Raw genomic sequence first — 11,671 nt, forward strand, 5'->3', positions numbered from 1 at the left:
GTGAAGAAGTGAGAGCAAAACAAAGCTTGCTTATGTTCTGCCGAACGCCCGAGCGAATGCGCAGCAATTCCTGAAGAAGTGAATGTAAAGCTATGCTTGCCTGTGCTTTACCGAACGCCCGAGCGAATGCGCAGCAATTCCTGAAGAAGTGAATGTAAAGCTATGCTTGCCTGTGCTTTACCGAATGCCCAAGCGAATGGCGAAGTAATTCGGGAAGAAGTGAATGCACAACCAAATTTGTTTGGGTTATGCTGAGAATGCAAAGAGTGCTTTGCCCGGCATGATTTTTTATCATTACGCACCGACTAAGTATTATTAATCCTATCGTATTGATTAGAATAGCAAGAGTTTTAAACGAGTAAGCATGGTGCCTGGGGAATAATCCGCTTTCATGCAAAAAAAGCGTTAAGAAAATCTGTAATCCAAGCGGTTGGAAAGAATTTTTACGATAAGTGAGTGTAATGATTAAACTTGCTTAGGTGTTACCGAACGGAGCAAAAATCAATAAAAGCAAAAGCTGTTTGAACATCGCGAGCCTGTCTGACCGGGAGACAGGTTCTTTTCTTTAAGCGAAGCGCACTTATTTTTAGCTTTTTCATGTTAACGGCGGCACAATTTGTGTTTCGTTTGCAGCTAAGGCAATTGGAGCGTTGCCGAAATCATGAACAGCGTTGAGATATAAAAACTGAGGCGAACTGAAAATGAAACGTCCGCCGGCTTGAGACAAAATAGCGTTAGGCTATAGCGTGTATTTTTTATCGGACACCAGTGTTTTATTATGACTACGACTATCTGGAAATGGCTAAATATCTCCTCGAAAAAGGTGCCAACGTAAACGCAAAAAATGTACGAAACCAAACACCTCTTTCTCAGGCTAAAGCAGCCGGACATATCAAAATGGTTCAACTATGAAAAGCCCACTTGGTAACATAATTTGTATGAACACTATAAAATCAGTATCATGAAAACCACCAAACAATTTATTCAGCTTACCTTAATCCTGATTTTGTCAGGATTGAGCATTAACGGTTTTGCACAATTTACCGCAGACATGGTATTCAATAACACCGGGCAGGAAAAGCAATTTAAAGTTTATTCGGCCGAAGCAGGATATCGCTACGAATTTGAAGAACGCGGCAACAAAAGTGCCATCATAGTTAAAAATGGATCGAAAGATGTTGTTATTTTAATGCCCGACCAAAAAATGGCAATAAAAAGTCCGGCAGGCAGCCAGATGAGCATGAACAATGATCCAATAAAAGTTTTTGAGAAATATGAAGAACAAGGGATCTTAAAAAAAGAAGGTAATGAAACCATCAATGGCATTGTTTGTACAAAATCGACACTCTGGAGCAAGAAAAATCCAGGGCAAAAAATGTACACCCTTTGGTATTCCGAAAAATACAAGTTCCCCATGAAAATCATTGACCATATGGAAGGATCTGAGGGATCAAGCATGGAGATGAAAAATGTAAAATACTGGAAACCTGATAATTCAAAGTTCGAAATCCCCAATAATTATCAGGTGATGAGCATGCCGGGGATGCCGGATATACCGCAAATGTAGTTACTTGCAGATAGCAAGCTTAAATAAGAACAACATGAATCTGCGTCAAAAGTGATGAGAAAATCAATCCTCAACATTATGACCATAAACTACGATGTAGCGAGCACCCCAAATAAAGTCGACGGTTAAATCTCCCCGCTTATGGATTTTTTAATGACTTCGGCCTTACAATGCACATGTAGCTTTTTGTAGATGTTTTTAATATGCGACCGAACTGTTTCAATAGAAATAAAATTTTTTTCTGCAATCATTTTATAACTTAAACCGTCTACCAGGCCAAGCACAATTTCTTTTTCCTTGCCTGTAAGCGAGGTGGATGGCTCGTTTTTTTGGCCTGTCTGAAAATAATTGATCACTTTGCGAGCTATTTGCGGTGACATAAACGAACCCCCATCATTCACTATTTCTATCGCTTTTTTTATATCGGCAAAGGGAATGTTCTTAAGCAGATAGCCGGATGCGCCAGCGCATAACGATTGGAATATCTTGTTGAAATCGTGGTAGACGGTAAACATGACGATGTTAATGTCAGGATATTTCTCCTTTATGAGTTTTACCCCACTAATGCCTGACATTCCTGGCAAACCAATGTCCATGAGAATGATATCGGGTATATTTTCTTTGTTTAATCCGGACAGGAATGCCTCAACCGATTCCTTTGCGATTTGGCACGACATTTCCATCTGGTTATTCAGGTATTCTTGAACCCCGTTTCTAATCACCTTATCGTCCTCAACTATTGCTATCCTTACCATATTTTAATAATACAAATTTTATGGGGCAAGCGAAATACCATTTACATGGGGTATTGATGAGAGTTGTACCTAATAGTAAGAAGGGCTGCACTAATTTGGTCAGGGATACACTACATTTACAGCCTTCTTGTCCTCAACATTATTATTGTACCTCCATCCGACTCTATTATCAACTCACCTCCAATTCTTTCCGCCCTCATTTTCATGTTTCTCAGTCCATTTCCTTTTTTTACCTTTGAAATATCGAATCCTATACCGTTATCTTTAATCTGCATATTAAATCCATACACTTCATTTTCCATACTTACCTTAACTTCGGATGCCTGGGCATATTTAACAATATTATTTATTGCTTCCTTAAATATATAGTACACATTTTGCCTTGAATCAATCTTAATCTTCTTGTCTTTATCCAATCCATTTTCAGAAAATGACACCGCGATATCCTTGATGGAAAAAGTGGTGTAGGCTAAGTCGTACATCCGCTCAAGTAAGTCTCCTATGGTATCATTTCGGGTGTCGATAGACCAGACTATATCGCTCATCGTTGCAATCACATCTCGGCTTATAGAACCTATCTTACGTGATGCATCAATGATCTCTTTTTTTCTATCTGTATTTTGAATCTGTTCCGAGTGAATGCTGATACGTGTCAAGGATGCCCCCACTTCATCGTGCAGGTCACTTGCAATACTGATGCGCAATCGTTCCATTTCGGCCAAACGATTTTGCTTGTATCTGTAGATTCTCCATAGTACTGCCAACACAATGACAACCAGAAACAATTTAAACCATATGGTTTGCCAGATGGCCGGGGTAATAATAATCTCCATTGATGCTTGTTCGGAACTCCAGATACCGTCGCAGTTAGTGCCTCTAACTTTAAATGTATATTCTCCTGGATCCAGATTAGTGTACCCTACAAATCGTCGCTCTTGTATGGCAACCCAATTTTCGTCTACCCCCTCCAATATATATTGATATCGATTGTTTGCAGGATTAGTAAAATCCAAGGCGGAAAACTTAAACGAAAAGAAATTTTGATGATGGGACAATTTAATAACAGAACTGTCCGGAACAATATGCCCCTCAAAATAGGGAACATTAAATACATTAAAAGAAGTAATCTCAACTGGGGGTTCATATCTGCTTTCTGCTATACTATCAGGATAAAACAGGTTAAACCCATTATTACCCCCAAACAAAAACATCCCATTCCTAAGCTTTAAATACGCCCCCCCGACATACTCCTTGCCTTGTAATCCGTTATGAATATTAAAAGTTTTAATTTCCCGTGTGTCGGGGTTAAACTTACAAATGCCATTATTGGTGCTTAACCAAAGGTTTCCTTTTTCGTCATCAAGGATACCATATATTACATTACTGGGCAACCCATCCTTAATTGAATAATTGCTGAACGCTGTCCCTCCATGGAAATCCAGAACCGAAAGACCATCGCTGGTGCCCACACACAACTTTTCTTTTCCATCAATAACAGCTTTGTTTATGGCCTGTACAATATTATCACTCAATCCATTTGCAGCATTGGCATTACTCATGTATCGTTGAAACGAACCTGACTTTTTGTCCATTCTGCTTAATCCTCCGCCCCAGGAACCTAACCACAGATATTGATCCTGGTTATAGATACGAAGTAAATAATCGCCCGAGAGTGTGGTGCTGTCAACTGGGTTGCTCCTGTAATTCGTGAAGTTGCCCGAATTCAAATCGAATTTTATCAAGCCTTTGCTGTATGTGGCGATCCAAATGATACCAACAGAATCGTATGCCAATCCATTGATATTATCCAATCCTTCACTTTGGCGAACTAACGGTGATTCATTGTAATGCCGGAAAAGCTTTTTATGTGTATCAAACCTATTTAGTCCACCTCCACGGGTCCCTATCCATAAGTCTTGGTTTTTGTCTTCAATAATAGAACTGATATTGTTGCTGCTTAAACCAGCCCTGTTGCCTGGTACATGTTTAAACACACGAAAAGTGCCATCGGAAGGACAAAAATAGTTTAAGCCACCTGTCTCGGTCCCTATCCAGATATCCCCTTTGTGATCTTCGCAGAATACTGTTACCTTGTTATTGCTTAGGCTATTGTTATTGTATGATTTATGTTTGAAATGACTGAAATAATTCATTCTGGCATTAAATATATTTATGCCCTCCGCACCAATCCAAACTAATCCTGACCGATCCATCAGCAAGCTATTAATACTATTCCCGGTCAAACTTCGCCGATCGTCAGGATCGTGTTGAACATGAACGAACTGACTATCTTTAATATCATATATATCAATACCCAGGGAGACCGTTCCTATCCATAATGCACCATTAGGGCCCATCAGCAAGGATGTAATATTATTGCTTGAAATACTGTTTTTACTTGCATCATGAACAAAAGTTGTCAACAAACCTGTTTTGCGGTCATGCCGGCTAATACCCCCTCCAAGGGTACCAATCCAAACATTACCCTCCTTATCGCCCAATAGGGACGATATTTTACTTGATGGGATTTTACTTTGTCCATGATTACCCTTGTACGGCCTCAACTCAGGCTGTTCCGGGCTTGATATATCTATGATAGACAGACCGTTCCATGTTCCCACCCAAAGATCGTTATTGCTACCCAAATATAACGACCTCACAAAATTGCTTGCCAAACTTGTTGAATCGTCTGTATCATTCACGAAATGAGTGAAATTACCCGTTTTCGGATTAAACCTATTCACCCCCCCACCCCATGTTCCAATCCACAAATTGCCCCTTTCATCCTCACAAATAGATGTAGGTCGGGTTCCGTTCATGCTGTTTTTATTACCTTTTTGTGGCAGATAACGTGCAAACAAGCCAGTATTAGGATCGTATCTGTTTAATCCATGCCATGTTGCTATCCAAAAAACACCATTTCGGTCTTCATAAATATCCCATATCCAACTATGCGAAATAGATGTTGTATCTGACTTATCGTGCCTAAAAATGAGAAACTCATACCCGTCGTAGCGATTCAAACCGTCCTGGGTACCTATCCAAACAAAACCCTTGCTGTCCTGATACATACAGTTCACCGTGTTTTGTGACAACCCATCGGTATTGGATAAATGCCTAAAACTATAGTTGTGCTCGGCAAATCCGTCGATTTCAATAAAAACAAACGCGATTACAAATAAAGCAATATGGCCTATCTTGACTTGCATGAAGAAATTTAAGTATATAATTTACTTCAATCTGCCTTAAATTTCAACAATTTGGCCATTTACTTTTACCCGCCTACACTCGGGCAATAAACTCGGTTAAGTTTTCTCCTTTATCCAACTTTAATTTTTGTCGCAACCTATAACGAGAAGTATGAACGCTTTCTATAGAGATCCCCAAAAGAAGAGACATTTCCTTGCTGGAGAAGTTTAGTTTAATCAAGGCACATAGCTTATGGTCGCGTTGTGTTAACTCTGGGAACCTCTCGTTTAACGACTTGTAAAAACCCTGATTAACTGATGTAAAGCGAGTGTCAAACTCCTTCCAATCGTGCTTGCTGTTTGCGTTTATTTTTGCGATCAACTCTTTAAGGTCCTTATTTTTTGCCGAGCTCAATTTACTTTTAATCTCCATTAATAGCTCGTCCTTTTCAATTAGTTGCAATGCCGAGGAAGTTAATTCCTTGTTTTTCATCTCCAGAATTTCCTTGTTTTTTTCCTCTTTAGCTTTCTGGTCCGATTTCAGCATCTTCTCCGCCGTTTTATGGCGATATTTTAAATAGAAAAAAGTAATGAATGATACCATCACTAACGAAACAAGAACAATGGATAGAACGGTATTTCTTAAAAACAATAATCTTTTTTCATTTTCTAATTTAGTAAGCCTTGCCTTCTCCATAAGTTTTTGCTGCTCTTGTCGGAATTGATCCTTGATCTCAATAAAGCGTTGGTTATTAATACTTCTGGCACCAAACAGGCTATCATTGGCATTAAAAGAGTTCTTCAGATATGCATAGGCTATCCTGGGTTTGTTAATCGACAAATACAAATCTCCAAGTTTTTTATATACTTCAGGCACATAATTCTGATGCGATCTGTATTTTTTTGCCACATCTAAGGACTTTAAATAGTATTCGGAACACTTTTCGAAGTTATCCAACTTATTATAGAGGTCACCCATAAAAGAATATAAGATCACCAAGTAAGTTTCATTTTCAGACAAAAATGATTTTTCAACCTTCTGCAGCAAAGCCTCGGCCTCTTTAAACTTGTTTTGATAATACAATAAATATCCTTGTTCTGCATCTATAAAAAGAGTCTTGCTAGGGTATTCTTTTCTAATCTGATAACATGTATCTAAATATTGCTGAGCCTTATTTATTATTTGTTGCTCACGGTAGTTTATGGCAATTAAATAATAGGTACTCAAAATATCCGGTAATTTAATCTTACCTTCTTTAATCAGTTGTTTTTTAATATGTAAAGATTTATTGTAATTCATTAGCGCCTCCTGATGTCGGTAAAACAACCCATACAGGGTACCGAGTCCATCATAAGCTGAAGCCACCGACAATTCCGAACCGATACTTTCAGACAACCTTAAAACTTCCCAATACCCATCATACGATTTTGAATAATCCGCTTTAGTAGTATTAACAACCGAACTCTCTAACAAGCACTTAATAGCTAATAAAGTATCCCCTAACATAAGAAAATCATTCTTGGACTTCTCAAAATAAAAAAGCGCACTATCCATTTGCGAATATTTGATGGCCCTTGCTTTTAGCATATTGTTTTTTGCCTCATCGAAATTTTGCGAATATGAGACCACCAAAAAACTAAAAATAAATTGAATGATTAATATTGATTTCGTTCGTGTGTTTTTATTAATATCCATGCGTATAAATTTCTTCATTTTGCAACCTTGATGTTAGGCATAAAAATACAATGTTAGGTTTAATTATTTGCAATCATATGATAATTATATTTTTACACCCTCTAAAAATCACCAATATCCAGTTGTAGTCCATTGCTCTGTTTTGATTGTTTAGTTTTGGTTGAGTTTACAAAAGCAATAATCTAAAAGAAAATGGTCAGATTTGAAGATATAAAAAGCAATAAAGTATATTTATCGATACTATAAACTATTAGCTATAAAAATTACGTCTATGAATAAATTGAGAAATCTATTTTTGGCAACCATGGCATCTTTCCTGATGCTTAGTTGTGGCAACCAGAAATCTTGTGAGAAATGTTCTGAAGAAGCAGAAGTCTCGGATGAATTAATATACCGATATGGAATAACCGACAAAGAACACTTAAGTGCTGCCAGTAAGCGGGCGCTAAAATGGCCCACCTATGGCAACGAATGGTTTATACGATTTTCCGAACAGGAACTAAAGGGTGATCTTGCATACGAAGAAGGTGTCGTCCGTCGCGATCCAAGCGCATTAATTATGCATGACGAAAAATATTATGTATGGTACACCAAAAGCACTGGTCCAACGCAGGGTTTTGACGGAGATGTGGAAAAGGATAAAGTATTTCCATGGGACAGGTGCGATATTTGGTATGCTACTTCTACCGATGGAATAACCTGGAATGAAGAAGGCCTTGCTGTTCCTCGTGGTAAAAAAGGTGAATATGACGACCGTTCGGTATTTACCGTTGAAATTATGGAGTGGGATGGTATGTACTATCTGTGCTACCAAACCGTAAAGTCACCTTATACGCATAGGGTCAAAAATCAGGTTGGCCTGGCATGGGCAAGTTCACCTGATGGACCATGGACCAAAAGCAAAGAGCCTATATTAAGCCCTGCCGATAACGGAGAATGGCTGCCCGGAAAGAAAAACCGATTTGAGGTGATCAACAAAGGAGACTTTGATAGCCATAAGGTTCATGATCCATGCATTCTTCCATTCAAAGGCAAATTCTACCTGTATTACAAAGGTGAACGAATGGGAGAAGAAATGTATTTTGGAGGTAGAGAAATAAGACATGGTGTGGCTATTGCCGATAATCCGAAAGGCCCTTACATAAAATCACCTTACAACCCAATCAGCAATAGTGGCCACGAAATTTGCGTTTGGAAATATAATGACGGAATTGCTGCATTAATTACCACCGACGGACCAGAAAAAAATACCATCCAATGGTCGCCCGATGGAATTAACTTTGAAATCATGTCTTCTATCCCAAGCGCTCCACATGCTATTGGTTTAAACCGTACTGTTGATAACGAAAAAGATCCTACAGAAGTAATGCGTTGGGGATTGACACATGAATATGTTACCGGCGACTATCAGTGCATTAAAAGATTTACATCAAGACGTAAGGAACGTCACGGCAATTTTGTAGATTTTGCACAATAATCGGATAGTAAAAAATTAAAGAAACAGGCTCGAAAGTTAATTCTTCCGGGCCTGTTTAGCTTATGTCTAGCTGTATTTCGCTTTTCTGCTTAAAATTTGACAAAAAACCATCCTATTAACTACAAAAAATCCCTGTCCTAAAATAATGCTCTTACTACCTTCATAGCTGATTAATTAAGACCTGTGTAATATTAATTGAATGGCTGTAATAATAAAGATATGCACTTATATTTGCAATATAACCGACGGTCAACGTTCCGGTGCCCTAAACTGTTATCACCAAGCGGTGGGTTGCACAAATAAAAGTCCGCTGGCCTATGTTGAATCTCCATGTATTGATGCTTTGGCAACGGAAGCTGTTTTATCTACCAATGCTTATTGCAACTCACCGGAAATCTGGCCCTCACATGGCTCTAAGTACACCGGCCAAAATCCGTATCATTCAGCAATAAACTTTTTACATACTATGTTCATGGACAGGTCAAAATCTCTAAAAAACAATAAAAAGACAACTGGCATGGCCGGAACAAATTATCCCTTTGTGCACTAAAAAAAATATAAGTTTAAAAGAAAATGTTGAGGATGAGAATACTTTTATTATGCATGTTTCTAGCTAGTTCGATAGTGGCCATAGCACAGGATTCTGGATCTAAGGAAATTCCTGCAAAAGTTGAAAATGGCTACAAATGGAAAATGGTTAAAAATTGCTCCAATAATTTTAACTCTGATGGTAAATCGGATCAGTTCAATACCAATTGGAAAGATATGTACATGGGCAAATGGCGAGGGCCTGGCTTGTCTTATTTTAACGAAAGCCATTCTGAAATCATAGATGGCAAACTGGTTTTAAAAGCTACCAGAAAAACAGGGACAAAAAAAGTCAATTGCGGAATTGTCACCTCAAAACAAACCATTATTTACCCTGTATTTGTAGAAGCCAGAATAAAACCCTGCAACCAGGTATTATCTTCGAACATTTGGCTGTTAAGCATGGACAGCAAACGGGAAATTGACATCCTGGAAATTTATGCCGGCGACAGACCATCGGAAGTAAAAAATGCACAGCAGGCTTCACACAACTACCATGTGTTTATGCGCGACCAAACTGGCATTAAAGAGAACTTTGCCTTCCCACAGCACCATACCCTGCCAAATAACGAGCCTTATAGAAATGACTTCCATAACTTTGGAATGTATTGGAAGAGTCCCTCGGAGATTGATTTTTATATCGATGGAGAATTGGTCAATACACTCCGAAAAGAAAATATGACCGATCCCGATAATCAGTTTTTTGACAGACCTATGCATATTATCCTGGATGTTGAGGATCATGAATGGCGCTCGAATAAAGGAATTGTAGCCACTGATGAAGAGTTGGCTGATGATATGAAAAACAAAATGTATATAGATTGGATTAGAGTGTACAAACCAGTTAAAAAGCTATTTAAATAAGAGCTGAAAGAGCGCCCTATAAAAGCATAGTTCTTTCCGCGTGTCACTGAAGCTTTAGCAAAGGCACACGGTCAATGTATCAAACACCAGTAAATTAAAGGGCTGAAGCCCGACCGGTAAAAAATAGGATCACAATTTTAAAATAAACAGATATGCCACATTCATTATTAACAAGAATTTCAACGTTTTTGATTTTTGCTTTATTTTTTGCCGCATGTATTTCCCGGCAAAAAACCGACAAGTCAATGGAAGCACCCACTAAGGGCTTTCCTTTTATCTTACCCAAAGAAAAACCCAACCGACCATTAAGCAAGGCGATGGAGCGCAACTACGATAGCTACATGGCTCCACGGCCTGAGGACAATGAGCTGTATTCTCAATTTAAATACACCGAACTTAAAGGATTCGATTACAACGGTCATGACGGTACTATCTCACGTCGCGATCCTTCAAAAGTAATTTTCGAAAACGGGAAATATTACGTTTGGTATACTTATCGTAACACCCCCACAAAACCTATGGGGGCTGAAAATTGCAACGATACCATTCCTTCTGCCGATTGGGATTTATCGGAAATTTGGTATGCCACCAGTAAGGACGGAATCACCTGGAAAGAACAAGGCGTAGCAATCCCCCGTCCTCCAAAACCGGCGGTTGGCTGGCGTTCGGTTACCACATGCGATATCCTTAAATTTAAAGGGAAATATTATATCTATTATCAAGGCTTTAAAGAAGCCAGCGGTTTACGTGGCGACGACTGTCCTGTTGCTGTTTCGTATGCGGACTCACCTGACGGCCCCTGGACGCCGTATAACAAAGTTGTGGTGGACAACGGTGCCGAGGGCGAATGGGATCAATATTCAATTCACGATCCACATCCTTTTGTTTACAACGACAAGATTTATCTGTACTACAAATCAGACTTTGATGGCGACCCCCGTTTGGTTCGCATGACCGGACTGGCAACATCAGATAACCCACTTGGCCCATTCGAAAAGCATCCATTAAACCCGGTAATTAACTCTGGTCATGAAACGACCCTGTTTCCATTTAAAGAAGGAATGGCGGCCTTAGTGATCAAGGACGGGAATGAGCACTTTACGATTCAATATGCTCCTGATGGGGTAAACTTTGACATTGCGGCCATTACCATGCTGATGCCAACGGCAGCAGGTCCTTATACGCCTGATGCCTTTACCAATACCAAGGACGGACGGGGAATTACCTGGGGACTGTCACACTTGACTGCTGTAACAGGCTGGGCTACCAACCATGCTATCCTGTTACGTTTCGACTGCGACTTAAGCTTAGACGTGAATGATCCCGATATGAAACATCATAACTACTATTATAAACCCGAGCATTATTACAAACATGGTTTAAATATTAAACAAAAAAAACGGATTGCCGAGGAAAATAAACGGTTGATGAAATAAATAGATCCATACTAATATCCTACTTAGTGCCGGCAAGAAAAGTCGCTTTTTTTACAAAGTGGACAAATCCAAGCTGATTTATTTCAATATTAAAAGAGTT

Annotated in this window: 9 protein-coding genes; 6 read left to right on the plus strand and 3 right to left on the minus strand. The window is 39.0% G+C overall.

The features are described from left to right. Positions 1–768: 768 nt before the first annotated feature. Together ACRD64_RS18540 and ACRD64_RS18545 are read left to right on the plus strand one after the other, a co-directional pair. On the plus strand, positions 769–912 hold the full coding sequence (locus tag ACRD64_RS18540) for an ankyrin repeat domain-containing protein (protein ID WP_430934956.1): 144 nt from the start codon (positions 769–771) through the stop codon (positions 910–912). 49 nt (positions 913–961) lie between these two features. Next, a complete protein-coding gene (locus ACRD64_RS18545; RefSeq protein WP_430934957.1) occupies positions 962–1,567 on the plus strand; it encodes a hypothetical protein in 606 nt (201 codons plus the stop codon). A gap of 125 nt (positions 1,568–1,692) precedes the next feature. Here the strand turns inward: ACRD64_RS18545 and ACRD64_RS18550 are convergent, their stop codons facing one another. From ACRD64_RS18550 to ACRD64_RS18560, 3 genes are all read right to left on the minus strand, one after another. Beyond that, the gene (locus ACRD64_RS18550; protein ID WP_430934958.1) at positions 1,693–2,322 is read right to left on the minus strand and encodes a response regulator; all 630 of its coding nucleotides are present in this window, start codon (positions 2,320–2,322) and stop codon (positions 1,693–1,695) included. A gap of 116 nt (positions 2,323–2,438) precedes the next feature. Then, positions 2,439–5,531, minus strand: a complete 3,093-nt coding sequence (locus ACRD64_RS18555) for a ligand-binding sensor domain-containing protein (RefSeq protein WP_430934959.1) — start codon at positions 5,529–5,531, stop codon at positions 2,439–2,441. A gap of 73 nt (positions 5,532–5,604) precedes the next feature. Next, a complete protein-coding gene (locus ACRD64_RS18560; protein WP_430934960.1) occupies positions 5,605–7,224 on the minus strand; it encodes a tetratricopeptide repeat protein in 1,620 nt (539 codons plus the stop codon). Positions 7,225–7,477: 253 nt separating this feature from the next. On the opposite strand from ACRD64_RS18560, the gene ACRD64_RS18565 reads away from it, so the two are divergent. The 4 genes from ACRD64_RS18565 to ACRD64_RS18580 all read left to right on the plus strand — a co-directional run bounded on the left by ACRD64_RS18565 (position 7,478) and on the right by ACRD64_RS18580 (position 11,571). Then, a complete protein-coding gene (locus tag ACRD64_RS18565; RefSeq protein WP_430934961.1) occupies positions 7,478–8,683 on the plus strand; it encodes a glycoside hydrolase family 117 protein in 1,206 nt (401 codons plus the stop codon). A 199-nt stretch (positions 8,684–8,882) separates the two neighbouring features. Beyond that, complete coding sequence (locus tag ACRD64_RS18570; protein WP_430934962.1) at positions 8,883–9,233, plus strand: hypothetical protein; 351 nt, start codon at positions 8,883–8,885, stop codon at positions 9,231–9,233. A 32-nt stretch (positions 9,234–9,265) separates the two neighbouring features. Next, positions 9,266–10,135 carry a family 16 glycosylhydrolase gene (locus ACRD64_RS18575; protein WP_430934963.1) on the plus strand — a complete coding sequence of 290 codons (870 nt, stop codon included), beginning with the start codon at positions 9,266–9,268 and terminating at the stop codon, positions 10,133–10,135. Positions 10,136–10,287: 152 nt separating this feature from the next. Beyond that, entirely contained in the window at positions 10,288–11,571 is a 1,284-nt protein-coding gene (locus ACRD64_RS18580; protein WP_430934964.1) for a glycoside hydrolase family 117 protein, read from the plus strand. The last annotated feature ends 100 nt before the right edge of the window (positions 11,572–11,671 follow it).

The organism is Saccharicrinis sp. 156, from assembly GCF_050589685.1.
GTDB lineage: Bacteria > Bacteroidota > Bacteroidia > Bacteroidales > Marinilabiliaceae > Saccharicrinis.

Coding starts and splice junctions, on each gene's coding strand:
- ACRD64_RS18545 (WP_430934957.1), top strand. CDS start 962: ATGAAAACCACCAAACAATTTATTCAGCTTACCTTAATCCTGATTTTG.
- ACRD64_RS18550 (WP_430934958.1), bottom strand. CDS start 2,322: ATGGTAAGGATAGCAATAGTTGAGGACGATAAGGTGATTAGAAACGGG.
- ACRD64_RS18555 (WP_430934959.1), bottom strand. CDS start 5,531: ATGCAAGTCAAGATAGGCCATATTGCTTTATTTGTAATCGCGTTTGTT.
- ACRD64_RS18560 (WP_430934960.1), bottom strand. CDS start 7,224: ATGAAGAAATTTATACGCATGGATATTAATAAAAACACACGAACGAAA.
- ACRD64_RS18565 (WP_430934961.1), top strand. CDS start 7,478: ATGAATAAATTGAGAAATCTATTTTTGGCAACCATGGCATCTTTCCTG.
- ACRD64_RS18570 (WP_430934962.1), top strand. CDS start 8,883: ATGGCTGTAATAATAAAGATATGCACTTATATTTGCAATATAACCGAC.
- ACRD64_RS18575 (WP_430934963.1), top strand. CDS start 9,266: ATGAGAATACTTTTATTATGCATGTTTCTAGCTAGTTCGATAGTGGCC.
- ACRD64_RS18580 (WP_430934964.1), top strand. CDS start 10,288: ATGCCACATTCATTATTAACAAGAATTTCAACGTTTTTGATTTTTGCT.